Annotated in this window: 24 protein-coding genes; 21 read left to right on the forward strand and 3 right to left on the reverse strand. The window is 61.3% G+C overall.

Translation table 11 applies throughout. The annotated features are described in order from the left end of the window. Positions 1–75: 75 nt before the first annotated feature. The 3 genes from L0U79_RS04405 to L0U79_RS04415 all read right to left on the reverse strand — a co-directional run bounded on the left by L0U79_RS04405 (position 76) and on the right by L0U79_RS04415 (position 6,874). The gene (locus L0U79_RS04405) at positions 76–378 is read right to left on the reverse strand and encodes a hypothetical protein (protein WP_233840669.1); all 303 of its coding nucleotides are present in this window, start codon (positions 376–378) and stop codon (positions 76–78) included. 166 nt (positions 379–544) lie between these two features. Beyond that, positions 545–1,483: a helix-turn-helix domain-containing GNAT family N-acetyltransferase gene (locus L0U79_RS04410; protein WP_233840670.1), complete on the reverse strand. Its 939-nt coding sequence runs from the start codon at positions 1,481–1,483 to the stop codon at positions 545–547. Between the two features lie 387 nt (positions 1,484–1,870). Beyond that, a complete protein-coding gene (locus L0U79_RS04415; RefSeq protein WP_233840671.1) occupies positions 1,871–6,874 on the reverse strand; it encodes a glycosyltransferase family 92 protein in 5,004 nt (1,667 codons plus the stop codon). A 483-nt stretch (positions 6,875–7,357) separates the two neighbouring features. On the opposite strand from L0U79_RS04415, the gene L0U79_RS04420 reads away from it, so the two are divergent. The 21 genes from L0U79_RS04420 to fliR all read left to right on the forward strand — a co-directional run bounded on the left by L0U79_RS04420 (position 7,358) and on the right by fliR (position 25,549). Continuing rightward, the gene (locus L0U79_RS04420; RefSeq protein WP_233840672.1) at positions 7,358–8,590 is read left to right on the forward strand and encodes a flagellin; all 1,233 of its coding nucleotides are present in this window, start codon (positions 7,358–7,360) and stop codon (positions 8,588–8,590) included. 176 nt (positions 8,591–8,766) lie between these two features. After that, complete coding sequence (gene fliD / locus L0U79_RS04425) at positions 8,767–10,230, forward strand: flagellar filament capping protein FliD (protein ID WP_233840673.1); 1,464 nt, start codon at positions 8,767–8,769, stop codon at positions 10,228–10,230. Between the two features lie 3 nt (positions 10,231–10,233). Beyond that, a complete protein-coding gene (gene fliS, locus L0U79_RS04430) occupies positions 10,234–10,668 on the forward strand; it encodes a flagellar export chaperone FliS (protein WP_233840674.1) in 435 nt (144 codons plus the stop codon). Then, entirely contained in the window at positions 10,665–10,970 is a 306-nt protein-coding gene (locus L0U79_RS04435; protein WP_233840675.1) for a hypothetical protein, read from the forward strand. Before fliS ends, L0U79_RS04435 begins: the two co-directional genes overlap by 4 nt. Before the next feature lie 260 nt (positions 10,971–11,230). Then, complete coding sequence (locus L0U79_RS04440) at positions 11,231–11,827, forward strand: PilZ domain-containing protein (RefSeq protein WP_233840676.1); 597 nt, start codon at positions 11,231–11,233, stop codon at positions 11,825–11,827. A 363-nt stretch (positions 11,828–12,190) separates the two neighbouring features. Beyond that, a complete protein-coding gene (locus L0U79_RS04445; RefSeq protein WP_233840677.1) occupies positions 12,191–13,651 on the forward strand; it encodes a sigma-54-dependent Fis family transcriptional regulator in 1,461 nt (486 codons plus the stop codon). Between the two features lie 36 nt (positions 13,652–13,687). After that, positions 13,688–14,020, forward strand: a complete 333-nt coding sequence (locus L0U79_RS04450; RefSeq protein WP_233840678.1) for a flagellar hook-basal body complex protein FliE — start codon at positions 13,688–13,690, stop codon at positions 14,018–14,020. Between the two features lie 7 nt (positions 14,021–14,027). Beyond that, the gene (locus L0U79_RS04455; RefSeq protein WP_233840679.1) at positions 14,028–14,198 is read left to right on the forward strand and encodes a hypothetical protein; all 171 of its coding nucleotides are present in this window, start codon (positions 14,028–14,030) and stop codon (positions 14,196–14,198) included. Positions 14,199–14,268: 70 nt separating this feature from the next. After that, the gene (fliF, locus tag L0U79_RS04460) at positions 14,269–15,966 is read left to right on the forward strand and encodes a flagellar basal-body MS-ring/collar protein FliF (protein WP_233840680.1); all 1,698 of its coding nucleotides are present in this window, start codon (positions 14,269–14,271) and stop codon (positions 15,964–15,966) included. A gap of 10 nt (positions 15,967–15,976) precedes the next feature. Then, complete coding sequence (fliG, locus tag L0U79_RS04465) at positions 15,977–16,966, forward strand: flagellar motor switch protein FliG (protein WP_233843831.1); 990 nt, start codon at positions 15,977–15,979, stop codon at positions 16,964–16,966. A 214-nt stretch (positions 16,967–17,180) separates the two neighbouring features. Then, a complete protein-coding gene (locus L0U79_RS04470) occupies positions 17,181–17,816 on the forward strand; it encodes a flagellar assembly protein FliH (protein ID WP_233840681.1) in 636 nt (211 codons plus the stop codon). After that, entirely contained in the window at positions 17,813–19,177 is a 1,365-nt protein-coding gene (gene fliI, locus L0U79_RS04475; protein WP_233840682.1) for a flagellar protein export ATPase FliI, read from the forward strand. Before L0U79_RS04470 ends, fliI begins: the two co-directional genes overlap by 4 nt. Beyond that, positions 19,177–19,611, forward strand: coding sequence for a flagellar export protein FliJ (gene fliJ / locus L0U79_RS04480; RefSeq protein WP_233840683.1), 435 nt, complete (start codon positions 19,177–19,179; stop codon positions 19,609–19,611). Before fliI ends, fliJ begins: the two co-directional genes overlap by 1 nt. A 97-nt stretch (positions 19,612–19,708) precedes the next feature. Then, entirely contained in the window at positions 19,709–21,055 is a 1,347-nt protein-coding gene (locus L0U79_RS04485; protein ID WP_233840684.1) for a flagellar hook-length control protein FliK, read from the forward strand. 289 nt (positions 21,056–21,344) lie between these two features. Beyond that, on the forward strand, positions 21,345–21,833 hold the full coding sequence (locus tag L0U79_RS04490) for a flagellar basal body-associated FliL family protein (protein WP_233840685.1): 489 nt from the start codon (positions 21,345–21,347) through the stop codon (positions 21,831–21,833). 13 nt (positions 21,834–21,846) lie between these two features. After that, on the forward strand, positions 21,847–22,863 hold the full coding sequence (gene fliM, locus L0U79_RS04495; protein ID WP_233840686.1) for a flagellar motor switch protein FliM: 1,017 nt from the start codon (positions 21,847–21,849) through the stop codon (positions 22,861–22,863). Next, entirely contained in the window at positions 22,860–23,216 is a 357-nt protein-coding gene (fliN, locus tag L0U79_RS04500) for a flagellar motor switch protein FliN (protein ID WP_233840687.1), read from the forward strand. The genes fliM and fliN overlap by 4 nt, the downstream gene beginning before the upstream one ends. After that, complete coding sequence (gene fliO, locus L0U79_RS04505; RefSeq protein WP_233840688.1) at positions 23,213–23,599, forward strand: flagellar biosynthetic protein FliO; 387 nt, start codon at positions 23,213–23,215, stop codon at positions 23,597–23,599. The genes fliN and fliO overlap by 4 nt, the downstream gene beginning before the upstream one ends. Further along, positions 23,596–24,519: a flagellar type III secretion system pore protein FliP gene (fliP, locus tag L0U79_RS04510; protein ID WP_233840689.1), complete on the forward strand. Its 924-nt coding sequence runs from the start codon at positions 23,596–23,598 to the stop codon at positions 24,517–24,519. Before fliO ends, fliP begins: the two co-directional genes overlap by 4 nt. After that, positions 24,516–24,785 carry a flagellar biosynthesis protein FliQ gene (gene fliQ, locus L0U79_RS04515; RefSeq protein ID WP_233840690.1) on the forward strand — a complete coding sequence of 90 codons (270 nt, stop codon included), beginning with the start codon at positions 24,516–24,518 and terminating at the stop codon, positions 24,783–24,785. The genes fliP and fliQ overlap by 4 nt, the downstream gene beginning before the upstream one ends. Further along, complete coding sequence (gene fliR / locus L0U79_RS04520; RefSeq protein ID WP_233840691.1) at positions 24,782–25,549, forward strand: flagellar biosynthetic protein FliR; 768 nt, start codon at positions 24,782–24,784, stop codon at positions 25,547–25,549. Before fliQ ends, fliR begins: the two co-directional genes overlap by 4 nt. Positions 25,550–25,701: the final 152 nt, after the last annotated feature.

Here is a 25,701-nt window from a genome sequence, read left to right on the forward strand (position 1 = left end):
GGCCTTCGCCGGAATGACGAACGGTAAGCACTGACAACTCACAAACCTGAATAGTTTTTCGTATTGCAAGCGTCATTAAATTTTAGGCTGATTTCTCACAACCCGCCCCAACACTTCGTCATCCCTAATCGCACGCGCTTTCGCCAGCGCGCGCATGTTCTGCTCCAACTCCGCAATGGAAAGCGGAAAATAACCGTCGTCGCCTTCGGACTTCAGCCAACCCAGCGCGCGTTCGCGGCTTGGATAAATACCGACGTCGTTCAACGCGGCGATAACGTCGTCCACGCCGACGTAACCGACTTGGCAATTCAGTCGCCAAAGCCAATTCATTTTCAGCGGATTAACTCCGCGGTTAAGCGTCGGCTTTCGGTATTCCATGACGATATCCCCCGTCGGCGCGGGTCGGCTGACGACCCGGGCGTCTGGGCGCGAATTTACCGTATTGGCCGGTTGGCGGGTATCGGAATTTCAGGGCTTTCTATGTTCAGGCGGGCGCGAGGCGGGGCCGTCGAAACACGAAATAGGTCGTGTAAGTGGCTAAAACTCAGGTAAGTTCGCGCGACCAAACCTGTCCGACCAGATCGTGGCCGAAGCTGTGGTGACGTTTTTCCGACTCCAGCGAAAACCCGGCGCCTTGGTAGATGCGGCGGGCGGAGACGAGCAGGTCGTTGGTCCACAGCATGATCTTTGGGTAACCGGCGCTTTTTGCGAAGGCGAGGCATTCGTCCACCAAGCGTTTGCCGATACCGAGGCCGCGCGCTTTCGGATCGACGATCAGGCAACGCAGTTGCGCAATGTTGGGATCGTCTGCGTTGCGCACTACGAACACGCAGCCGACGCGTTCGCCATCGACTTCGGCCACCCACATGCGTTCCTTGGCGGGATCGTGTTTCGTGGCGAATTGCGCGAACAGCGTGGTGACCAAGGCTTCGAATTCGCTGTTCAAGTTGAATTCGTCAGCATAAAGCTGTCCGTGGCGTTCGATCGCCCAGCCGATATCGCCCATGCGATGCGTGCGTACCGTAATTTCTGCCGTTTCTTTTGCGGGTGACAGTAAACGCTGCACTTCTTGCATCGATGTCAGCAATCGATGCCGACCTGGTTCCGACAAACGGGAAAGATGCGAGGCGGTGAGTTTGTGCGAGGCGCGATCGAGTTCGCGGAACGCTTTGCGTCCTTCGGGTGTGAGCGAAAGCAGCCATTGGCGGCCATCTTCTTTGGACGGTTGGCGCGTTACTAAACCTTCCGACATGAAGTTTTGCACCATGCGGCTGAGGTAGCCGGCGTCCAGTCCCAACAAATCGCCGATCTCTTTCGCGGTGATGGTTTTGCGCGTGCCGAGTTCGAATAGCACGCGGGCTTGGGTTAGCGAGAACTGGCTGGCGAGTAAACCTTCGTCGAGCACGCCGATTTGGCGGGTGTAGAAGCGGTTGAAGCTGCGGACGGCTTCGGCTTGCTGGGAGAGGGCTTCGGAGATGGGCATGGGGCGTGCCTCGCGGGGGTTATGGCGAGGGTACGCTTGTATAGTTGACGGAGTCAACTATATGGGGATTGGCCTAAACTGGCCTGCTTTTCGCGGGGAGCTACCTGGCTCGTCATTCCCGCGAAAGCGGGACGAAGCGCAACGCGCGAAGAACGTCCGAAGGACGGCCCCAAAGGGGGGTGCGAAGCGAATCATCCAGTGTGGTTGCTCTTTGCGGAAACCAAAGTCGCTGGGTCCCCGCTTTCGCGGGGACGACGGGCAAGATTGCGGCCGACTGCAAATTTTTCACGAGGGTGGCCCCTCACCCCAACCCTCTTCCTCGCTCCTCAAAACCCGGCGACCCATGGCCGTTCCCCGCATCCCGGAGGGGAGAGGGAGCAAGGGCGGTTAGTTCGGGAGCCAAGCGTCGCGCCATTCCGTCAATTTGTCGCCTTCCAGCATCCAATCCTTCAACACTGCATCGCGCAACGCATCGCCCGATTTCGCCGTAGCATCCAAATCATCCAGATGCATGCGAATCGCGCCCATCCAATCTTTGTAGCGGTTCTTCACGCGCGTGACCGGCAAATCGTTTTGATAGGAAATCATATCGGTGCAAACCACCGGAAAGCCGCAAGCGCCGTATTCAAGCAAGCGCAAATTGCTCTTGCATTCGTTGAAGGCATTTTCTTCCAGCGGCGCCAGCGCGAGATCGAGGTTCAGCGATGCGAGCTTGCGTGGATATTCTTCGATCGGTACGCCGGTATGAAACTCGTGCACATAGGGGCGAAGCTTGTCGGGGCACATACCGAAGAACACCCATTCCACCTCGCCAGCGAGATCGCGCACCACGTCGGCGATCAACTCCAGGTCGCCGCGATGGCTGGAGCCGCCGCCCCAACCGACGCGCGGCTTGCGTCCCACGCGGCGTTGCGTGGACAAGTCGCTCCACCAATCCACCGGCAGACGATTGAGCACCACGCGGATATCGGAGTGGAAATCTTTCAACTCTTCGGCCAACGTATCGGTTGATACGACAAAGCGGTCCACCGTCGCTAAGGCGCGTCGCAGCGATTTCACCACGTCTTTTGGGATGATGCTGTGGAATGCGCTCTTGACTGGAACCTGGTGGATCAAATCGTCCAGCTCGAACACTTTGAAGGCGTTCGAGAAATCGCGATAGCTCTCCAGCAGCTTGATCTGATGCTCGTTGATCTGCCGCTGCATAATCAGCGAAGTTGGCTGAAACCGTTCCATCGCCACGGGCTGCAAGTGCACGCCGGCGATGACGCCTTCCACGATGCCGTTGCGTTGCATGGAGGCGAACGGCTGACGAATGCGATAGTGACCGCAACCGTGTTCATCGGCGGCGACGCAGAACATACGCGGCAGCAACGGTGTGGCGAACGGTTGCCATGCATGGCTGCTCAGCGGATTCAATTCGAAGCCGGAGCCGTCGATGCTGAGATTCGTGCTGTAAGCGGGGTCGCGCGCAAGGACATTCATCCACTTGCGATACATCGCGCCCTGTTCGCCCTCGAAGCGTTTCTGCTTCGCTTCTTGCGCGGTCTTGTCCACCTTGGTCTGGCTGACGCTGCCCACATGCATCAGGCGCGAGTACGGCGTCCACACGGTGAGGTAGCCGGCCTTGTGCACTTTCAGGCACAGGTCGACGTCGTTGTAGGAGACTTTGAAATCTTGCTCGTCGAGACCGCCGACTTCGTCGTACACCGATTTGCGGATCATCAAGCAGGCGGCGGTGACGGCGGTGTAGTTTTGATCCACCCGCAGACGATGCATATAACCGTCCGCTTCCATCGGTTGCCCGATAAACGGATGGTCGGCCGGACCACGCAAACCCAATACCACGCCGCCGTGTTGAATGCGGCCATCGGGGAAATGCAGTTTCGCGCCGACGATACCGACTTCCGGACGCTGCGCGTGATTGAGCAGCGCTTCAATCCACTCCGCGTGCAGCACGGCGGTATCGTTGTTGAGCAGTATCAGATACTCGCCACGCGCTTGCGCCGCGGCGAAGTTATTGATCGCCGAATAGTTGAACGGATACGGATAACGCAACACGCGCAACTGCGCGCTGTTCAAGCGTTCGATGCCGTCGAGATAGGCGCAGGCGGCGGGTTCTTCCGTATTGTTGTCGACGATCAGCAATTCGTAGTTGATGTAGCTGGTCTTGGACAAAAGACTGTCGATCAGGCCGTTGAGCATCGGCAGCTGATCCTTGGTCGGTATGATGATCGACACCAGCGGCGTGTGCGCATGCTGATACTTCACGCGATTGAATCCGGGCAGGGAGCCTGGCTCCATCGTATGCGCCACGCGAATGCGCGTAAGGTGGTTGGACACGATCTCGGCGCTATGCGCTTTCACCGTCTCCGACGCCAGCCACTGACCGTACGCCAGTGCGGCGCGATGCATCACTTCGCCGATATGGCCGACGGATTGCAAACCGTCCGTTTCGATCAGGCGGAACACCAGATCGAATGTCGCCATATCGCCGTAGCGTTCGTCCAGGCCACCCAGCTCGGCGCAACGCTGGCGATGGAAGGCCAGTGCGCGACCCGGATAGGGATAGCTGCGCAGCATGTCGAGATTGAAATCCGGCTTGAACACCGGATGCTGGAACAAGCCGTTCGCGTGTGCGTCTTCGTCGTAATACACGGCGCGAACGTACGGATGCGCGACCACGCGCTCGGCCAGCAACAACAGCGCGGCCGAATGCAGCAAGTCGCCGGCGTAAAGCATTTGCACCCAGTCGGCATCGCTGGCAGCGATTTCGGTGCTCAGTTGCGACATGACATCGCCGTCGCCGCTGATCACGCTGAGCTGGGTGTGCGGATAATGCTGCGCCTCCAGGCTTGCGCGCGTGGTTTGCATGGCGTCCGCGTCGTTGGCGGTATCGATCACGATCACATGCATGCGCGGCGGCGCGCCGACCGCTTCGATACGGCGCATCGCCTGCGCAATGGCCGTTTCGCTGAGCTGCAGTTTCGCCTGCCAATGTTTGTAGAGATCCGAGGGCGGCGGCGGAATCAACCATTCGGGAATGATCTTGAGATGACGATCGGTGCGGTTCCAGCAATCGCCGTCGTGAATTTCGCGCGCGAAGGCCTCGTTGATATGGCGACCGTGCCCGATCCATTCGGCCGAGGCGTCGATCTGCAGGCGCTTGCATAGCCAAGTCACGCGTTCGACCGGCGAAGCCAAGCCCGTCAGCGATTCCAAACCGGCCTCGTAAGCGACCTGCCAAAGACCAACGTACACCGGAATTTGTTTCTCGACCGGCGTACGCGCGCGCCACGCGCCGCCGTGGAAACTCAGGCTTTCGCCATCGGGTTCCATGTATACATTCGCGGGCATGGCGTCGAGCCACTCGCCCGGAATTTTGTCTTCGTCGTCAGCTTGCGCGTAGATAAGCGCGCCCCACTGACGCAGCAACGACACCAGCACGTCAGCGCGCTGATCGTGAAGCGCCTTGCGCAGCTGCACCAGTAATGAGCGGCCGGAAGGCAGCTCGCGCGGTTCCAGCGCAAGATCGAACGCGGAGCCGATCCAAGTTTGATCGGGGAGCATCGTGCGCGGAATCGTTCGGACCGCGCCGTCCTCCAGTACGTAGTCAGTGACGGTGTTGATCGCCGGCACGCGATTGTCGGCGAAGGATTGCGCCAGCTTGTCCGCACGCAGGGGCGACGGCGCGCCATGGCGACGCGCGACGAGCATCAGTCCGGGCGCGTAATCCGCAAATGTGCCCGCTTCGAATTGCATCTCCCAATGCGCGGCCTCTTTGCCGGCTTCGCGCAGCAAGGGGCGTTGCGCAACGAGATCGTCCAGTCGCATGTTCGGCGCAAGCTTGGTTGCTTGCGCGGAGATCAACACTTCCGGCAACCACACATCGGGAAAGGCCAGTTGCAGATCGATATCTTCCAACCCGGCTTCACGCAGCGCGGCTTCGATCTTGGCGCGAGTGGGAATATCGCGGTGGTCGGGCGACGCCTGGCGATTGGGCGTCATCAAAATCAACGTGCCGTTCGGCTTGAGCGCGTTAGCGGCGATAGCGATGGCATCGCGCAATGCCTCATTGCGTGGAAGCGCTTCGGCGTAGTCGTCGCCGACGGTCAGCGACACCACATCGTAATTCGGTTGCAAGGCCAACTCGCGCAGACTGGCTTGGAACACGCGCGCATGCGGAAACTCGCGCACACGCGCTGCAGCGACGCGCGCCCAGTGCGGCGCGAACTCGATGGCGTCGATCGCGCAACTGCGCTCGGCCCAGGCGCGCGTCAGCACGCCGCCGCCGCAACCGATCTCCAGCACGCGCGTACCTTCTTTGAAAGGCTCCAATGCATGCAGCAGGTTGGTTCGGCGTGGCGACAGATGCAGCGCGCTGGTGCGGCTGTGAATTTCTTTGGCGAGCGTAGGCGAATACACGCTGGTGTCGCTCGCGTCCTGCACCAAGTCATGGATTTGGGTGGCGAGGCGATGAATCGCTTTATGCGCGGGACGATCGCGCAACGGCGAATGCCACACGCCTTCTTCGTTCTGGGCGAACGATTCCAGCGGCCACGTCGGCGGCAACACGCCAAGCTGCGCGACCACGCGCAGCACCGCGTCGTCGTGCGTGGTGTTGAGAATTTCTTCGTGCAGCAGGAACTCGTTCCAGTCGCGCGCGCCGGTACCGTCCGCAAAGCCGCGGTCGAACTTGCGGCGGCATTCTTCTTCCGACTTGCTCCAGTAATGATTGATGCGCAGCTTGTTGACCGACACCTTGCTGGTGAACGGTCCGTCGATGGCTAGGCCGTTTTCGTCGACGGCGCGCCCGTTGTCGGCGTACTGCATGAAATGCGGATTCGGGCAGCCGGTCACCTTGGACGGTTGCACGATGCTCTTTATATGTGCGTTTTCCGAACGGTAGCTGCCGTCTGGCAGACGAAGATGCGCATAGTGCACGCCGCCGTTGAGATCGCCGCGGCGTAGATAGTTTTCCAACACGCCGCCTTGCGGCTTTTGTTTATGGCCGCCGGAACCGAACATCACCCAATTCACACCCACGCCGGGATGATCGGCGAATTCCGCCAACGCATCCGGCAGCAGCGCGGCGTTGGGCGCGAACAGGAATTCGTCCACATCGATAAACGCGAGCCAATCCGTTTCGCTGCCGTGCGCGCGCAGGCAATGCTCGTACGCCTGCAACTGCGCCGGATGCTGCGGCCATTCGTGCAGCACCACGGCGCCGGAGGCGATATGCGGCTGCAACGCATCCAGATAGCGATCCGAACTGTTGTTGTTGTAAAGGTAGAAACGCTCCACGCCCATGAGCTGATGGAACTCCACCCATTCGCGCAGATACGCAGCTTCGTCCTTAAACACCGCGCAAATCGCAAGCACGCAACGCATTGGCCTTCCTCGTCTGATCGATAAGGCGCAGGCACAGGCGTCGGAATTCCGACGCGTCCGGTGCCAAAACGCCGGATTTGAGGGGTAGGGAGCAATGTTGGTGCCAACGGCGGCGATGCCTCATTGAAGAGGCGCGCGATAAGGCTTGCGACGTGTAGCCCTCCCCTACGTGAAGTAGGGAAGGGTTGTGTGGGGTGAAGTCGTTGAGCTTGCCGCAAGCGCCTGCAACCCCACCCCAGCCCTCCCCTGCACGCAGGGGGGGGAGTAAATGCGAAGAGCGTGCGCGTTCGGCATCAATGCAAAAACCTTTAGCGCTTCACATCACATTTTTTCGCTCCATCCCCTTGGCACGCTTGAAAAAAATTTTCAAGGGAACGCTTAAGTAATCCTGGAAAGCGCCGAAAAAGTTTCCGAGGCGGTCGGCACAGCAAGTCACTGGACCCCGCTGGTTTGAGTACAACTTATTCGTTCCAGGAGACTTCCATGTCACTCGTTCTTAATACCAACATCGCCTCGCTGCAGGCCCAGAACAACCTGAGCCGTTCGACCAGCGCACTGAGCACCGCTACCCAGGATTTGTCCTCGGGTCTGAAGATCAACAGCGCGGCCGACAACGCTGCCGGTTACGCCATCGCCACGCGTTTCCAGACGCAGATCGGTGGTCTGGGTCAGGCCAGCACCAACGCCAGCGACGCCATCAACTTGTCGCAGACCGCGGGTTCGGCGCTGAGCCAGGTCACGTCCAACCTGCAGTCGATCCGCGATCTCGCGGTGCAGGCGGCCAACGGCACGTATCAGTCTTCCGACCGCGCCGCGATCAACACCTCGGTGCAGCAGTACCTGTCGGAAATCACGCGTATCGCCAACCAGACCACCTTCAACGGCACCAACGTGTTGAACGGTTCGGTGAGCAGCTTGTCGTTCCAGATCGGTGCGAACGTCGGCCAGGCCATCAATGTGCAGCTCGGCCAGGGCGTCACCACCGGCCAGATGGGCCAGACCTCCGAGATCTCCACGGCCAACATGAGCGGCGCGTTCGTGAACGCCAGTGGCGCGACCGGTCAGTCGATCAGCTTGAGCGGCCTGTCCATCGAAGGTTCGGACGGCAACGTCGTCAGCCTGAGCGGTGCAACCGCTAACAGCGCACAGGGCGTGGCCGATGCGATCAACGCGGCCGGCGTCGCCGGTGTCAGCGCGGCGGTCAATGCCAGCGGCGGTATCAACATCTACTCCACCGGCGAGTTGGCGGTTTCCGGTTCGGCCCTTACGGGTGCGGCGGGTACCGTGTTCAACCTGACCACCGGCGCAGTCGCGTACGGCGCCAGCGGCACCGGCGCAACGGCTTCGGGCTTTGCAGCCACGGGCGCCAGCTACACCGACGGCTCCGTGATCACTGCTTCCGGTTCGCTGGTGGGTGGCGATGTTTTGACGGTCGACGATGCCAACAGCCTGATCTCTCGCGTAGATGCGGCGCTGACCACGGTCAGCAACTTCGCCAGCACGTTGGGCGCAGTGCAGAACCGCTTCCAGTCGACGATCGCGACGTTGAGCGCACAGCAAACCAACCTGACGTCCTCGCAAAGTTCGATTCAAGACACGGACTTCGCGGCGACCACGGCGCAGCTGAGCAAGTCGCAGGTGTTGCAGCAGGCAGGTATCTCGGTGCTCGCCACCGCGAACTCCCAGCCGCAGCAGATCCTGAAGTTGTTGGGTTAATCAGTAAGACCGGCCATGGCGGAAACGCCATGGCCGGGTTTTTGCTTCAAGAGGTCTGGCGGTGTGTGTGCCGTCAGAAAAACCACGCGAGCAGCAGGTAAAGCTTTCACTCGACACGTTCTTAAGCGCGAGTTTTGCCGGCGGTTCGGTGGCCAGAAACTTCAACGAGGCCCTTCATGAGCAGCATCTCCAGCGTAGGCAGCACGTCGAGCGCACTCTCCAGCGCGATCAGCGGAGCTTCCTCCACCACCAGCACCGGTTCGAGCGGCAGCGGCATCAGCGGCACCGGCTTGCTCAGTTCGCTGGGTCTGGGCACGGGGCTGGACGTGAACTCGATCATCACCGCGATGGTCAATGCGCAGGAATCGGGCCCGCAGTCGCAGATCACCAACCAGACGAATCTGGACAACAACCAGATCGCCGGCCTCACCGCCCTGCAAACCTCATTGAGCGGCATCCAGGCGGCGTTGAACGAGCTGACGTCCAGCACGACGTACAGCACCTACACCTCCACGCTATCCAATACGTCGCTCGGCACCGCCAGCACTTTGCCGGATGCGTCGCCGGGTACGTACAGCATCAATGTCTCGGCGCTTGCCACCGCGCAGAAAAGCGTCAGCGCGGCGCAACCCAGCGCGGCGACCATCGGCACCGGCACGCTCAATATCACGGTGGGCAGCAAGACAATGAATGTGTCGGTCGGCGCGACCGATACGCTGTCGGCCATCGCCAGCAGCATCAACAATGGCAGCGGCAATCCCGGCGTGACGGCGACGATCGTATCGGGCGTCAACGGTAGCCAGCTGGTGTTGACCTCAACCAGCACCGGCACGGCCAACGCCTTCAGCGTGAGCGCGGGCAGCGGCAGCAGCAGCGGTGTCAGCACGCTGGCCACGTCGCTCAATACGCCCAGCAGCGCGGCCACCGATGCGTCGTTGACCATCGACGGCATCGCCGTCACCAGCGCCAACAACAGTGTGTCCGGCGCACTGACCGGCGTCACGTTGAATCTCACGTCGACCGGCAGCTCCCAGCTCACCGTGGCGCAAAGCACCACCCCGATCAGCACGGCGGTGAACGACTTCGTGAGCGCGTACAACTCTTACGCAAGCACGGTGAGCCAGCTCGACAGCTACGACAGTTCCACCAAGGCCGCCGGCGTGCTGCTGGGCGACGCAACCTTGTCGTCGATCCAGAGCCAGCTTTCGAATGTGCTGGGCAGCAGCGTTTCGGGCAACAGCATCGGAAACCTCGCCAGCCTGGGCATTACCCGCAACGCCGACGGCACCATGGTGCTGAACTCGACCACGCTGGCGAACACGCTTTCCAGCAATCCGTCGGCGGTGCAGGGCTTGTTCACCGGCACCAACGGCCTGGGCACGCGGTTGAGCTCGCTCGTCACCAATTTCAACAGCAGCTCCGGCGTGTTGCAGACGCGCATCAACAGCCTCAACACGGCCGTGACCAATCTTGCGACCCAGCAGACCGCGCTGAATCAGCGCATGGCGCTGTATCAGCAGCAGTTGGTGAAGCAATACACGAATCTGAGCACGCTGATGACGTCGCTCAACAACACCAGCTCCTACCTCACGCAATCCATGGATGCGATGAACAACGTCAGCAGTAGCAGCAAGGGTTGATGTATGAGTTATATGTCGCGAAACGGTAGTTCGCTGTACGCACAAACCCGCGCGCAGGGCAGCGTCGAAGGCGCCGATCGCCACCAGCTTTTGGCGATGTTGTTGGATGGCCTGGTCGATCGCATCAATCAGGCGCGCGGCCATATCCTGCATAAAGATGTAGTGGCCAAGGGCGCGGCGTTCGGCAAGGCCATCGGCATCGTCAACGCGCTGCGCGAAAGCCTCGATCACAACGTCGAGCCCACGCTTACCGGTCGTCTCGATGCGCTGTACGACTATATCAATCGCAGGCTTCTGCACGCGCAATTGAACGACGACGTGCGCGCGCTGGACGAATGCGAGCGCCTGATTGCGCCCATTCGCGAAGCCTGGCACGCGATCCGCGAAACCTACCTGGCCGAACTCAACCAGGCGAAGGTGAAAGAAGCCGCGCTATGAACGACCGGGCCCAAGACGGTCTGCAGCGTGCGTTGGCGATCACCGTGCAAATGATCGACGCTGCGATGTACGACAACTGGGAACGCGTGGCCGAACTCGACGTCGAGCGCCAAGTCTTCTTAGAGCAGGCGCAACCGGGCAGCACCGGTCCGCAACATCGGGAAACCTTGCTCGCGTTGCAGGCACACAACCGTGCGTTGCTGGAACGTGCGCAACTGGTGCACGACGCGGTCGAGCAGCAGCTCAGCCAGCACCAATACAACCATCGGGCGCTGCGTACTTATATAACGTCGTCGCATTGACGCGCCGCCGGCTTTTCTCCCTCTCCCCTCCGGGGAGAGGGTCGGGGTGAGGGGCGAACCTCGCGTGATGCGGATTTTCGACACGCTTATAAAAGCTACTTTTTCCCGAGAAAACCCAGATTTTCCGCAAGCGCAACCCCTCACCCCAACCCTCTCCCCGAAGGGGAGAGGGAGTAAGAGCGACGCGATGGCACACGTTGTGAATAATAGAAGCCAAGAGCCGTTACACCGTCGAAAGACCGACGGAGAGAGGGGAGTTCATGCAAACTGCGCAAGCTAATGAAAGGTGGCAGGCGTTTTCGGAGCGGGTCGCGTATCAAGGCCGTCCCAACCTGACGGTGGACGCCTTCGATCCGGTGCCTGAAGCCATCGCACGTCTCAATGAGCGCAATGTGCACATCCTGCGTTCGCTTGCATCGTTGGATGAGCGCCGAGGCGAAAACGCCACCGACGACGACGATCCGCTGATGCAAGAGCTGCAGCGCATGGACAGCAAAATCAATGTGTTGCTCGATATCGTCGACCGCCTTCTTCTGCCTGACGCATTGTTGCCGCCGCGTCACCCGGTGAGCTTCAACGCCGTGGGTTTGGTGCTGCCGGAAAACGTGCTTCCCAGTGTCGACAACCTGTTGGTGCGTCTGCATTTCGACGCATGCCGCGCACTTCCGCTCGAACTGTTTGCGCAACGTGGAGCGTCACTTAGTGACAACAACGCTTTCGTTTACTTTTGTGAATTGAGCGAAGTGGTCGAAGATGGGTTGGAACGTTTCGTTTTTTGTCACCATCGGCGAAAAGTGGCAGAAGCCCGTTTGACGGGCGCAAATGAAAATGTGTCGGGGAGCAAGCACAGAATGTGATGGCTATCACGTCATCTGACATTCCCTAACGCCGAAATCACGTCGCCCACACGTATGGCATGGCCCATCACATCACTGAACCGGGCGCACCGGCAGTCGTAAAGTCCGAGATAAACCCTTGATGTAAACGGTTTCTTCGCCTCGCTACGAATGTGAATTCACACACGCGACGTGCGCGAATTCCGTCACATCGTGGACGAGTCCGCCCGCACGGTATGGCATGCCGAAAATTTTTTGGCGGACTTCTTGCTGGATTGCATCACGTGTCACGACGGATAGCTGACACACAGGGGACAACACGACTTGGGACGGGAATCGTTGTTGTTCGACAGCAGTCGCAGTAACGCAGCAGGACTCGTGCACATGCCAAACAGCAACGTACTCATCATCGAAACGAACGGAACGCGTGCCGACATCGTCACGTCCGCCATGCAATTCATGGGCTTCTTCCCGCAGCGATGGAATGCATCCCAGCCGAACGATTCGATCTCTCACGAATGGCGAGTGGTGTATGTCGGCGGTATCGATGATGACGAGCGTTGCGATGAAGCGTTAGCGTCGCTCGACGTGCCTGCGGATCAACTGCTGGTGTTGGTCGGTTCCGATTCGCCGCAGCTGGAGCGCCTGACCAAAGGCGGCTCGCGTTACGCGGCACAGATTGAAGTACTGGATTTCCCGCTGCGCTACGAGCGCTTGGCCGAAGCCGTGCGTCGCGCGCCTTCGCTGCGTCCGGCCAGCAACCCGGCGCCTCTGCGTCTGGTGGGCAGTTCCTCGGCGATGGGTCGCGTGAATGCGCTGATCCGTCAAGTGTCGCCGTTCGATTCCAGCGTGCTGGTGCTCGGTGAGTCCGGCACGGGTAAAGAAATGGTGGCGCGCGCGATTCACGACTGCTCGCCCCGCCGCGACAAACCGTTCGTGGCGATCAACTGCGGCGCGATTCCCGCCGAGTTGCTGGAAAGCGAATTGTTCGGTCACGAAAAAGGCGCCTTCACCGGCGCGATCAGCACCCGCAAGGGTCGCTTTGAAATGGCCGAAGGCGGCACGCTGTTCCTCGATGAAATCGGCGACATGAGCTTGCCGATGCAGGTGAAACTGTTGCGCGTGCTGCAAGAACGCATGTACGAGCGCGTCGGCAGCAACCGTACGCAGCGTTGCGACGTGCGCATCATCGCCGCCACACACCGCAATCTCGAAGCGGCCACCGCCGACGGCCGTTTCCGCGAAGACCTTTATTACCGCCTCAGCGTGTTCCCGCTGGAAATGCCGTCCCTGCGCGAACATCTGGAAGACATGCCGGAGCTGATCGCCGAGTTCAACCAGCGTCTGCTGCGCCGGGGCCTGCAAAGCGTTCGCTTCAGTGGTAGCGCTATGCAATCGCTGCGTCAGCACACCTGGCCGGGCAATGTGCGCGAACTTTCCAACCTGGTCGAACGCCTTGCCATCCTGTATCCGAACAGCGAAGTGCGCGCGACCGATCTGCCGGAGAAATACCGCGGCGCGCAGCCGATCGACGAAACCGGCGGCAGCATTCTGCGCGCCATGCTCGACGGTCAAAACAAACCCGCGCCGGTGAACGGCCGCAGTTTGATGGACACCGAAATCCTGTTGCCGGAAGGCGGCGTGGATCTGAAAGATCACTTGGCCGACATCGAAGTGGGTCTGATCCGTCAAGCACTCGACATCACCGACGGCGTGGTTGCGCATGCCGCCAAACTTTTGCACATGCAGCGCACGACGCTGGTGGAAAAGCTGCGCAAATACGGTTTGCAGGCGTGTTGCCGCGCTGCAGACGCGCCGCCGCAGAGTGGCACGGCCGTTGCTTGAAGCACTTTATAACCGGACAAGCGTTGGAAAACCGACATGAGTCAGATCGACGTCAATAGTGTGCTTTCACAGTTGCGTGCCATGGGCGCACAAGCGTCCGGCACGATGCCTGCGGTGTCGACGCCGGGTGCGTCGAGCGGTCTCGGCTCGGATTTCGGCACGCTGTTCAAGCAATCGCTCGGCGCCGTCGCCGCGCAACAGAGCGATGCGCAAGCACAGGTCAACGCGTTCGAACGCGGCGATCCGGGCGCGGACATCGTCAAAACATCGATCGCCGGACAGAAAGCGGATCTCGCGTTTCGCGGTTTGGTCGAAGTGCGCAACAAGCTCGTCGACGCGTACACCACCATCATGAACATGCCGGTTTGATGCAGCCATGACCTTCCGTGCCAAACGCATTCTTTATCGCCAGGCCACCGAGTGCCGCAACGTGGAAACGCCGAAAGCGAAACGGCCCGCAAGCGGCCAGATCGTGATCAATCGGCCGGTCGCCAAGCGTTTTCGCAAGATGACTTGTCCGTTCTACGAGCCGCGCACCTTGCACTGATATCGAAGTACCCGCCTTCGCGCGGTCGATCGAACACGACACTCCCACTTACTGATTCGAAATCCGCCCCATGGCCGACGCCACGCCCACCTCTGCTCTCACGCGCCAAGATCAGCTGAAGAGCATCATGCGCAATCCCACCACGCGACTGCTCCTGCTGTTGGTAGGTGTGGCCGCTGCCGTGGCCTTGGGCGTGGGCATCGTGTTGTGGTCGCGCGGTCCGAATTTCGCGTTGCTGTACGCCGGTCTCGATCCGAAAGACGCCGCGGCGGTGACGCAAGCATTGCAAACGAGCAACACGCCGTTCCGCCTCGGTGCGGACGGCGCGTCGATTTCGGTGCCGGCCGATGTTTTGGCCGACACCCGTTTACGCTTGGCCAGCCAGGGATTGCCGCAAGGCAGTACTGCGGGTGGCACGGTTCCGCAAAGCGATTCGCCGTTCGGCATGAGCGATCTGGCCGAAAGCACGCACTATCGCGAAATGCTGGAAACCGATCTGGGCAACACCATCGCCGGATTGCAGTTCGTGCGCTCCGCGCGCGTGCATCTGGCCTTGCCGAAGCCGTCCGCGTTTATTCGCGACAACCATCCGGCCAGCGCATCGGTGTTGCTGACCTTGTATCCGGGTCGTCAGCTCGACAACAGCCAGGTCGCCGCGATCGTGCACTTGGTGTCGGCCAGCGTGCCGGATCTCGATCCGTCGCAAGTATCGGTGGTGGATCAGCAAGGCAATCTGCTGACCGTTTCCGATCCGGATAGCGCCGCGGCCGTGGGCGATACGCGCATGCGTCTGACCACGCGCATGGAAAACAGTTATGCGCAACGCATCGAAACGCTGTTGACGCCGCTGGTCGGTGCGGGCCGCGTGCGCGCGCAGGTCGATGTGGCGCTCGATTTCAGCCAGACCGAAAAAGCGAGCGAGAGTTACGACAGCGCCAACCCCGCGCTGCGCAGCGAACAAAGCAGCAGCGAACAGAAAATGGATGGCGCAGGCGGCGATGTCGCCGGTGCGCTCAGCAATCAGCCGCCGAATACCGTGGCGCAACCGACGGCCGCCAAACCCAACGCCGGCACGCCGCCTGCGGCGACTGGCGCGGCCGGTGCGAATACGACGGCAAAGGCGGCTGCGACGCCGAGCGATACGTCGTCCAGCTCCACCAAGAATTACGAATTGGGCCGCACCATCAGTCATGTCAGCGATCCCGCCGGTCGTCTGGTGCGCTTGACCGTGGCGGTCGTGGTCGACAACAAACCTGCGACGGATGGCAAGGGCAAGAGCATTCCGCTTACGCCGCAGGAATTGCAGCATCTGACCGATCTCACCAAGAACGTGGTCGGCTTCGATGCGCAACGCGGCGACAACGTCAGCGTCGTCAACCAGGCATTCTCCGATTCGCCGGTCGACACTGCGCCGGTCGCCGAACCGTTCTGGCAGCGTCCGGGCATGCTGGATCTGATCAAGCAGGGCGCCGGCATTCTGATCGCGCTGCTGATCGCATTCGGTTTGCTGAAGCCGATGCTCAAGGGCTTGTTGCGCGGCGGCGTCGAACCGATGCCGGTCTTGGCCGGTCCTGTGCCGACCGTTTCGGTGCGCATCGCCGACGACGTGCGCGAGCACGATCGCGAAGATCAAGTGCGCATCACCTCGCCGCAAATCCAGAATATGGCGTACGAACAGAAAATCGGTCTCGCACGCAAGCTGGTGCAAGAGAATCCGAAACAAGTCGCACAGGTTGTGATGAATTGGGTGGGCGACGATGGCGGCTAATACGAGCCTAATCAGCGGCGCGCAGCGCGCGGCGATTCTGTTGCTGACGCTCGGCGAGAACGATGCTGCCGAAGTGCTGAAGCATCTGAGTGCGCGTGACGTGCAAGCCGTAGGCACCGCGATGGCGACGCTCAGCAATGTATCGCGCGACCAAGTGGAACAAGTGCTCGGTCACCTCAGCGACGATATCGGTCGTCAGACCGCGCTCGGCGTGGGTACCGAGGATTACATTCGCAAAGTGCTGGTCAATGCGCTCGGCGAAACCAAGGCCGGCAGTTTGATCGACCGCATTTTGCTGGGTCGTTCCACCAAGGGCCTGGAATCGCTGAAGTGGATGGAAAGCCGCGCCATTGCCGAGATGATCGGCATGGAGCATCCGCAGATCATCGCGCTGGTGCTGGCGCATCTGGAACCGGATCAGGCCGCGGAAGTGATTGGCTATCTGTCGCCGCGCGTGCGCAGCGACGCGGTGATGCGCATCGCTAATCTCGACGGCGTACAACCGCAAGCGCTCAACGAACTGGACGAAATCATGGAGCGTCAGTTCTCCGGCACCTCGTCCAAGTTGAAATCGGCCACCGTGGGCGGTTTGAAGGCCGCCGCGGCGATCTTGAACGCAATGGAGACGGCGCGCGAAACCGAGTTGATGACCGCAATCCGCAGTCACGACGCCACCCTCGGCACCAAGATCGAAGAATTGATGTTTGTGTTCGACGATCTGGCCGAGATCGACGACCGCAGCATGCAGACGCTGTTGCGCGAAGTGCCGTCTGCACGACTGATCATTGCGCTCAAGGGTTGCGAACCGGCGGTGCGCGAAAAGATTTTCGCCAATATGTCCAAGCGCGCCGCCGACATGCTGCGCGACGATCTCGAAGTGAAGGGTCCGGTCAAGCTCAGCGAAGTCGACGGCGCGCAGAAAGAAGTGCTGCAAATCGCGCGCAAGCTCGCCGACGCGGGGCAGATCAGTCTTTCCGCCAACGGCGATGAGTTTGTGTGATGGGTAGAGATTTTTCCTCTCGCCGCAAACCAACTCCCTCTCCCCTCCGGGGAGAGGGTTGGGGTGAGGGGCAAACCTCGCCTAATGTTTTTTCGTCGCAAAACTCACCAAAAGAAAGCCGCAACGTTAGCGTGACGATTCATGCAAGCGCGGCCCCTCACCCCAGCCCTCTCCCCGGAGGGGAGAGGGAGTTTGTTGCGCGCGAGGCTTGGTGATGGCCAACGTACTCAGCCGCGAATCGGCCACCGCATTCGATCGCTGGGAACCGCCGTCGGTAGGCGCCGCGCCTGCCGCGCAAGAGCCCGAACAAGCGCCGGGCCCCACGGTTTACGAACTGGAAGAAATCGAACGCCAGGCGCGGGAGGAAGGCTATGCCGCGGGCTTGGCCGAAGGCCGCGCCGCCGCAAAGAAAGAATTGGATGAGCGCTTGGCGCGCCTCACCGCGCTGTGCACGTCCGCCGCGCGCCCGCTCGCATCGCTGGACGATGAGGTGGAGCGCGAACTGGCGCTGCTCACCACGGTGATCGCCCGCCGTGTGGTCGGCCGCGAATTGCAGCTCGATCCTTCCGTGATCGAGCACGCCATTCGCGAAGCCGCCGCCGCGTTGCCGTCGGCGACGCGCGAGTTGCGCGTGTGGGTGCATCCGCGCGATTTGGAACTTTTGAAAGAACTGGCTGCGACTGAACCGCACTGGCGCTTCGGCGCCAATCCCGCCCTGCAACGCGGCGATTGCGTGCTCGAAAGCCAAAGCTCGCGTTTAGACGCACGCGTCGCGACGCGTCTGGCGGCGGTGGTCGATGCGGTGATCGGCGACGATATCGACGACGGCGAGGACGAGGTCTCCGCATGACCGCCGACGGCGCCGCGCAAACCAAACAACAACGCTGGCGTCGGCAACTCTCGCTGCGCACGCAGCGTGCGCAAGCGGCGCAAATACTGACGGTCGAAGGACGTCTGCGCCGCGTGGTCGGCTTGACGCTGGAAGCAGAAGGCTGCGAAGCGCCGCTCGGCGCGCGTTGCCTGGTCGATGCGGCCGATGGCAGCGCACTGGATACCGAAGTCGTTGGTTTCGCCGACGAGCGTTTGCTGTTGATGCCGGTTACCGAAATGCACGGCGTGTTGCCGAATGCGCGCGTGCGTCCGTGTTCGCGCGCGGGCAATTTGCCGGTGGGCGAAGCTTTGCTCGGCCGCGTCGTCGGCGCCGATGGCGTACCGTTGGACGGCGAAGGTCCGCTGCGCGCGGACAGCCATGCTGCGCTCAAGCGCGAACCGATCAATCCGATGGCGCGCAAACCGATCGACACGCCGCTCGACACAGGCGTATGCGCGATCAACTCGCTGCTCACCGTGGGTCGCGGCCAACGTATCGGCTTGTTCGCCGGATCCGGCGTCGGCAAGTCCACCTTGATGGGCATGATGACGCGCTACACCGACGCCGATGTCGTGGTGGTCGGCTTGATCGGTGAACGTGGCCGCGAAGTGAAAGAATTCGTTGAACAGACGCTGGGCCACGAAGGGCGCGAGCGCGCTGTGATCGTGGCCGCGCCGGCCGATGCGCCGCCGCTGAAGCGTTTGCGCGGCGCGCAATATGCGACGGCCATCGCCGAATGGTTTCGCGATCGCGGCCAGCGCGTGTTGCTGCTGATGGATTCGCTGACGCGTTACGCGCAGGCGCAACGCGAAATCGCGCTGGCCATCGGCGAGCCGCCTGCCACCAAGGGTTATCCGCCGTCCGTGTTCGCCATGCTGCCAGCATTGGTGGAGCGCGCCGGCAACGATGCGGAAGGACGCGGTTCCATCACCGCGTTCTACACCGTGCTGACCGAAGGCGACGATCATCGCCACGATCCCATCGCGGACGCCGCGCGTGCGATTCTGGACGGCCATATCGTGCTGTCGCGCGATCTCGCCGAAGCGGGCCACTATCCCGCCATCGATATCGAAGCCTCGATCAGCCGCGTGATGCCGGCGGTGGTGGCGAAAGAACAAATGCGCGCCGCGCAGCGTTTTCGTCAGGTTTATTCCGCTTATCGGCAGCGCCAGGATTTGATCGCCGTAGGCGCGTACCAGAAAGGTTCGGATGCGCAGGTCGACCAGGCCATCGCCATGTGGCCGCGCCTGACTCGATTCCTGCAACAGGAAGTCGACGAGCCGGTTGAACTGCGCACCGCGCAAGACCGATTGGGCTCGCTGACCGCGGAGATCGCGTAATGGCCTCGCGCTCGGAACGACTGCAACCCGCCGTAGACCAGGCGCAGCGCCGCCAGAAAGACGCATTGCAGCGCCTGGCCGAACAGCAGCAGAAACTCGCGCACGCCGAACAGCAGCTGGATGAGCTCAAGCGCTACCGCAACGATTACAAGCTTAGCGACGGCGGCCTGACGGTAAGCGCCTTGCTGAACCGTCAACAATTCGTCGACCGCATCGATCAGGCCATCGTGCAACAGAGCCGTTTGGTCGAGCGCATGCAGCGTCAAGTGGACGGCGCGCGTGATCGCTGGCTGCAGGCGCATGCACGCGAAAACGCGCTGGACACCGTGGTGGCGCGCTTGCGCAAGCAAGAAGACATGCGCGAACAACGACTTGAGCAAGCCGAAGTGGACGAGCGCATGCAGCACCGCAACCGCCGCACGAGCGCGCCGTGATGAAGCGCCGTGACGATATTCCGATTGCAAAACGCTGGCGCGCTTCTTGCTGCGTTGTTCGCAGTGCTATCCAAGCCAAATCATCGAGTATTCGCGCATGAGCGCCAGCCCGCTAACCGCACTTCCGATCGCGCCGCCCACGCAGGCGAGCAGCACGCCGCCGCCGAGCAGTCACAACCAGCACGGCCCGAGCTTTACGTCGCATCTGCAGAACGCGCAACACCAGCAGCAGGCCGCGTCGGATCAGAGCGCATCGCAGAATGGCGACGCGCAGCAAAACGATAGCAACAGCCAGACAACGAACACCCAGGCAAGCGCCGGCACAAGCAGCGACACCGCCAAACCGGGCACGGATACGACATTGCCTGCTTCGAGCAACGATACGAGCGACGACAGCGGCATCGACATCGGTCTCCCTGGCGTCGGCACGCTCGCCAGCGCGGTCTTGAGCCTGATCGACCATGCGACTAGCGGCGACACGCATGGCGACGCCAGCGCATCGACGAATGGCGCGACCGCCAAAGCCACGACGCCAGCGACGAAGCAGCCGGCCACGGCCGCAACGCCGATTGCGCCGCTCGCGCCCATCGTTCCCGTGCCGCTGCCGGTTGCGGCCACGGCCGCGACAACGACAACGAATGCAAACGGCAATGCGAACAACGCCGTCGGCGGCGTTTCTTCCAATGGCACGGCAGGCAACGGCCTCGCTGGCGCCATGACCGGGCTGCAGAAAGATTCGCTATCCGGTCCCGATTTCAGCGCAAGCGGCGCCAATGGCGGCGACGCGAATGCGGCGGCAACGGCACAAGCCTCGACCGACGCCACGGCGGCGACGCAAGGCGCGAATGACGTGACGCAAGCGTTGGCGGGCAGCATGGTTGCGGCGACGCACACCTTCGCGGCGGCGGCATCCGCCATCACCGATAACACCTCGCAAAGCACGGCCGGCCTGACCGCGCTGGGCAATCTCACGGCGACCGCGCCCGTCGTGCCTACCGGCACGAACGCAAGCGGCGCGCACAATCTCGGCGTGAACGCGCAGGTCGGTTCGTCCGGTTTCGCGAAAGAACTGGGACAACAAATTACCTGGCTCAGCGGGCAAGACATCAAGCAGGCGCAGATACGCCTGAACCCGCAGGATCTCGGCCCGCTCGACGTGAAAGTGAGCGTGGAGCACGGTCGCGTGGACGTGTCGTTTATGACGCAGCATCCCGCAGCGACCGCCGCCGTGCAGCAGGGATTGAGTCAGCTCAACCAGATGCTGAGCGGCCAGGGTTTGTCGCTCGGCCACGCCACCGTCGGTCAGCACGCGCAGCAGCAGTTCGGCGCGTCGCAGCAACAGCAAGCTTCGTATCAGGGTTCGGATGGCGCGGAAGAAACGGCCGAGTCGCCGGTCGCTGCGATCACCCAGGCGGCTGTGGGTCTGGTCGACGCGTTCGCCTGACGCCAACTACTTTCATCGCAAGCTCTCTCCTCGCTCCTTCCATTGCCCAATGGGGGAGCTTTTTTTTGCCCGCGCGGCGCGTCGTGCCCATGACGTAATCGCCACGCGTGTCACGCGACTGCATCCCGTCGCGCGTCAATAAAACGCCGCAGGGCGTCGTCACATATCGCGCAAAGCCCGCCGTTATGCGGTTTTCGGGTGTGGCACGCCGCTTGCTAAAACTCCCGTAGAAAAGTCCGCGTTGTCGCACGCGCGGCCTTATGTCTTTCACTGGAGTTGGGATTTTTTCATGGCTAACGACGAGGTTGTCGAAGAAGCATCGGGCGCTCCCGTCAAAAAGAAGCGCAGCGGCTTGATCATGGTGATTGGCGCGATCGTGCTGCTCGGCGCGGGTGGCGGTTTCATGTTCACGCGTTCGCACGGCGCGCAAGCGGCGGCGAAAGCGGAAGCACCCAAAACACCGGAGTTGTTCCTGCCGCTGGATCCCGCTTTCGTGGTCAATTTCCAGGACCAGGATTCCACCCGTTATCTGCAGGTGGGCGTGACCTTGATGACGCACGATCCGGCCGCCGTCCAGGCGATGAAAGACAGCGATCCGGTCATCCGCAATGCGCTGGTGATGTTGTTCAGCAGCCAGACCTACGCGGGCCTGAGCAATGTGGCCGGCAAGCAAAAGTTGCAGCAGGAAGCGTTGGACGACGTGCGCAAGATCGTGGCCGACAAGACCGGCAAGCCGGATGTCGACGCGTTGTATTTCACCAGCTTCGTGATGCAGTAACGGAGACCGTTCGATGAGCGACTTGCTCTCCCAGGAAGAAATCGACGCCCTGCTCAACGGCGTCGACGACGGCCAGATCGAAACCGAAAGCGATCTGCCGCCTCCGCCGGGTTCGGTGCTGGATTTCGATTTCACGCAGCAGGACCGCATTGTGCGCGGTCGCCTGCCGACGCTGGAAATGATCAACGATCGTTTCGCGCGCTTCTTCCGCACGCAGCTGTTCGGCGTGCTGCGCAAGACCTGCGAAGTGTCGGTGCTGGGCGTAAAGATGCAGAAGTTCAGCGAATACGTGCACGGCCTCGCCGTGCCCAGCAACCTGAACCTGATCAAGGTGAAGCCGCTGCGCGGCACCGCGCTGGCCGTGATGGAGCCGCGCCTGGTGTTCAGCGTGATCGACAACTTCTTCGGCGGCGACGGCCGTTATCACGCGCGCATCGAAGGTCGCGATTTCACGCCCACCGAAAATCGCGTGATCCAGATCTTGCTCAACGAAGTGTTCATTTCGATGGTCGAGGCGTGGGCGCCTGCGATGCATGTGCAATTCGAATTCATCAACTCCGAAATCAATCCGCAGTTCGCCAACATCGTCAGCCCGACCGAAACGGTGGTCGTGTCGCGCTTCCATGTGGAGCTCGACGGCGGTGGCGGCGAAGTGCATCTCACCTTGCCGTACGCGATGGTGGAGCCGATCCGCACCATGCTCGACGCCGGCGTGCAGAGCGATCGCATGGGCGAGCGCGACGAGCGCTGGATCCATTGCCTGCACGATGAAGTGCTGGATGCGGAAGTCGAAGTCAGTTCGCTGTTGCTGGAAACCGATATCAGCATCGGCGAGTTCCTCGGGCTGCGCATCGGCGATGTGATCCCGGTCAATCTGCCTGATATCACCACTGTGTTCGCCGAAGACGTTCCGATTTTTCGCGGGCAATACGGTCAATCCAACGGCCGTTACGCCGTACGTTACAAAACTGCGGCCGGACGTCGCGCGCCGCTTCCCAATCTCGAATTCACTCAAGACAAAAACGTATGAACCAGAGCATCGACGCCCTCCATGGCGCATCCAAAAACGGCGAGCAACCGCTTGAGTTCGGTACCTTGAACGAGGCCGGCGGCGACAAGGCCGATGTCAGCCTGGACATGATTCTCGATGTGCCCGTGACGCTGGCGATGGAAGTCGGCCGCACGCGCATCAGCATCCGCAATCTGTTGCAGCTCAACCAAGGTTCGGTCGTCGAACTCGATCGCGCAGCCGGCGAACCGCTGGACGTGTTCGTCAACGGCACGCTGGTCGCGCACGGCGAAGTGGTGGTGATCAACGAAAAGTTCGGCATTCGCCTGACCGACGTGATCAGCCCCGCGGAACGAGTGCGCAAGCTGCGATGAGCATTGTCTCCAACATCTTGGCGCGCGCGCCGATGGCGAGCGTGCCCGATATCAGCGTGACCGGGGAATTGATCCGCGTCGTGTTGAGTCTGGGCGCGATCGTCGCGCTGATCTTCGCCGCGGGTTGGCTGACGCGCCGTTTGCAGTCGCGCCAGGTCGTTGGCGGTCGTCGTTTGCGCTGCATCGAAACCATGCCGATCAGCACGCGCGAACGCGTGATGCTGATTGAGGCGGATGGCAAGCGTTTGCTGGTTGGGGTTGGCGCCGGTGGCGTGCGTGCGCTGCATGTTTATGAAGGCGAAGCGCCGGTGGACGTGACGCCCGCGTCTGCGCCGCTCCCGCCTTTTGCTGAGTTGTTGCGTCGCGTGGGGCGTAAATCATGAGCACGTTTCTCGCCGCATTGCTTCATTCCTCGTCGCCCCGGCGAAAGCCGGGGCCCAGTGACGTTACGGCCGCAAAGTCGCTGGACCCCGGCGTGCGCCGGGGCGACGGTGTATGGCGGTTTTTGTGTTGTCTCGTTGTGGTCTTGGGATTGGCGCTGACCTCGTTCGCGAGTCATGCGGCAACTACCACGACCGCATCAACAGCCGTTGCTCCCATCGCACCTATCGCGCCGATTTCCCAATCGGCCGGCATCCCCGTGATGACCGTGCAAAACGCCGGCGGTGGCCAGAACTGGAGTCTGTCGCTGCAGCTGGTCGCACTGATGACGGTGCTGACGATGCTGCCGGCTGTGCTGCTGATGATGACGTCGTTTACGCGCATCATCATCGTGCTGAGCTTTCTGCGTCAGGCGCTCGCCACGCAATCCACGCCGCCCAATCAGGTTTTGTTGGGGCTCGCGCTGTTCCTGACGTTCTTCGTGATGTCGCCGGTGCTCAATCATGCGTATCAGGACGGCGTAAAGCCGTACATGGATCACCAGATCACCGCTGAGGCCGCGATTCCCGCGGCCGCGGCGCCGTTCAAGCACTTCATGTTGGATCAGACGCGCGATTCTGATCTGCAGCTGTTTACGCATCTCGCCAAAGAACAGCCGTATGCGAGCAAGGACGACGTGCCGTTCCGCGTCGCGATGCCGGCATTCATGACCAGCGAATTGAAGACCGCGTTCCAGATGGGTTTTCTGCTGTTTATTCCGTTTCTGGTGATTGACGTGGTGGTGGCGAGCGTATTGATGTCGATGGGCATGGCGATGGTGTCGCCGTCGATCATCTCGCTGCCGTTCAAGATCATGTTGTTTGTGATGGTCGATGGCTGGTCGTTGCTGATCGGCACCTTGGCGGGGAGCTTTTACACATGACGCCGGAATGGGTACTCCACTTTGGCCAGCACGCGCTTTACATCGGCATGCTGGTCGCCGCGCCGCTGCTGTTGACGGCGTTGCTGGTCGGTTTGCTGGTCGGCGTCATTCAAGCGGCGACGCAAATTCATGAAATGACGCTCAGCTTTATTCCCAAGCTGCTGGCGATGGCGGCCGTCGGCTTGCTGGTCGGTCCATGGATGTTGCACACGCTGATGCAGTTTACGCACGACATCATCGTCGGCCTTCCGGATGCGGTGAAGTGACGATCGAGCTGTCCACGCTGATCCATATGTTGTCCGGCATGCTCTGGGCACTGGGTCGCGTGGGCGGCTTTTGCATGATCGCGCCGATCTTCGGCGCAACGGTGGTGCCGGCGCGACTGCGCGTGGCGATCATCGTGGTGCTGACGATGGTGTTGTCGCCATTGGCGCCCACACAGATGGATCTGTTGAGCGCGAGCGGTGTGGCGACGATGGTGTCGCAGATGCTGATTGGCGGCAGCATCGGCTTCGTGCTGCAACTGGTTTTTCAGGCGGTGTCGTACGGCGGCATTCTGATCGGTCAAAGCATGGGTCTAGGCTTCGCCGAAATGATCAGCCCCACCAGCAACACCAGCGTGCCGGTGCTGGGACAGTTTTACATGGTGATGGTCTCGTTGCTGTTTCTGGCGATGGACGGTCATCTGCAAGTGATTTCCTTGCTGGCCGACAGCTTTCGCAGCATGCCGCCCGGCGCGACGGGTCTCGACGAAAAGTCGATGTGGGCGATCGTGTCGGCCGGTGGCGATTTGTTTTCTGGCGCGTTGCGCGTCGCGTTGCCGGCGATGACGGCGTTATTGCTGGTGAACATCGGCTTCGCCGCGACGAGTCGCGCATCGCCGTCGATGAATCTGTTCGCGGTGGGTTTTCCGATCAGCATCTGCATGGGCTTTATCGCGTTGTGGTTGGGTCTGCGCGGATTGGAAAGCACGTATTCGGCGCTGCAAGGCGCTGGTTGGGATTTGATGCGGCATTTGGTGGGGCTCTGATGATGGATGCCCGAGTCTCTTGTCTCGCGCGCTCCACTCCCTCCCCTGCTGGCAGGGGAGGGCTGGGTTGGCGTCAGTCGAATCTCGCGTTGAACTTCAAATCTGCGGCAAGCGCATGCAACCCCACCCTAAGCCTCCCCTGCAAGCAGGGG

It is taken from the genome of Dyella sp. 2HG41-7 (genome assembly GCF_021390675.1).
Classification (GTDB): Bacteria; Pseudomonadota; Gammaproteobacteria; order Xanthomonadales; family Rhodanobacteraceae; genus Dyella_B.

Excerpts from the sequence above, each read along its gene's own strand:
- fliQ (WP_233840690.1), top strand. The coding sequence starts at position 24,516 with ATGACGCCGGAATGGGTACTCCACTTTGGCCAGCACGCGCTTTACATC.
- L0U79_RS04410 (WP_233840670.1), bottom strand. The coding sequence starts at position 1,483 with ATGCCCATCTCCGAAGCCCTCTCCCAGCAAGCCGAAGCCGTCCGCAGC.
- L0U79_RS04420 (WP_233840672.1), top strand. The coding sequence starts at position 7,358 with ATGTCACTCGTTCTTAATACCAACATCGCCTCGCTGCAGGCCCAGAAC.
- L0U79_RS04440 (WP_233840676.1), top strand. The coding sequence starts at position 11,231 with ATGCAAACTGCGCAAGCTAATGAAAGGTGGCAGGCGTTTTCGGAGCGG.
- L0U79_RS04470 (WP_233840681.1), top strand. The coding sequence starts at position 17,181 with ATGGCCAACGTACTCAGCCGCGAATCGGCCACCGCATTCGATCGCTGG.
- L0U79_RS04450 (WP_233840678.1), top strand. The coding sequence starts at position 13,688 with ATGAGTCAGATCGACGTCAATAGTGTGCTTTCACAGTTGCGTGCCATG.
- L0U79_RS04435 (WP_233840675.1), top strand. The coding sequence starts at position 10,665 with ATGAACGACCGGGCCCAAGACGGTCTGCAGCGTGCGTTGGCGATCACC.
- L0U79_RS04405 (WP_233840669.1), bottom strand. The coding sequence starts at position 378 with ATGGAATACCGAAAGCCGACGCTTAACCGCGGAGTTAATCCGCTGAAA.
- L0U79_RS04485 (WP_233840684.1), top strand. The coding sequence starts at position 19,709 with ATGAGCGCCAGCCCGCTAACCGCACTTCCGATCGCGCCGCCCACGCAG.
- L0U79_RS04490 (WP_233840685.1), top strand. The coding sequence starts at position 21,345 with ATGGCTAACGACGAGGTTGTCGAAGAAGCATCGGGCGCTCCCGTCAAA.
- fliN (WP_233840687.1), top strand. The coding sequence starts at position 22,860 with ATGAACCAGAGCATCGACGCCCTCCATGGCGCATCCAAAAACGGCGAG.
- L0U79_RS04445 (WP_233840677.1), top strand. The coding sequence starts at position 12,191 with ATGCCAAACAGCAACGTACTCATCATCGAAACGAACGGAACGCGTGCC.
- fliF (WP_233840680.1), top strand. The coding sequence starts at position 14,269 with ATGGCCGACGCCACGCCCACCTCTGCTCTCACGCGCCAAGATCAGCTG.
- fliP (WP_233840689.1), top strand. The coding sequence starts at position 23,596 with ATGAGCACGTTTCTCGCCGCATTGCTTCATTCCTCGTCGCCCCGGCGA.
- fliD (WP_233840673.1), top strand. The coding sequence starts at position 8,767 with ATGAGCAGCATCTCCAGCGTAGGCAGCACGTCGAGCGCACTCTCCAGC.
- fliO (WP_233840688.1), top strand. The coding sequence starts at position 23,213 with ATGAGCATTGTCTCCAACATCTTGGCGCGCGCGCCGATGGCGAGCGTG.
- fliS (WP_233840674.1), top strand. The coding sequence starts at position 10,234 with ATGAGTTATATGTCGCGAAACGGTAGTTCGCTGTACGCACAAACCCGC.
- fliM (WP_233840686.1), top strand. The coding sequence starts at position 21,847 with ATGAGCGACTTGCTCTCCCAGGAAGAAATCGACGCCCTGCTCAACGGC.
- fliJ (WP_233840683.1), top strand. The coding sequence starts at position 19,177 with ATGGCCTCGCGCTCGGAACGACTGCAACCCGCCGTAGACCAGGCGCAG.
- L0U79_RS04415 (WP_233840671.1), bottom strand. The coding sequence starts at position 6,874 with ATGCGTTGCGTGCTTGCGATTTGCGCGGTGTTTAAGGACGAAGCTGCG.
- L0U79_RS04455 (WP_233840679.1), top strand. The coding sequence starts at position 14,028 with ATGACCTTCCGTGCCAAACGCATTCTTTATCGCCAGGCCACCGAGTGC.
- fliI (WP_233840682.1), top strand. The coding sequence starts at position 17,813 with ATGACCGCCGACGGCGCCGCGCAAACCAAACAACAACGCTGGCGTCGG.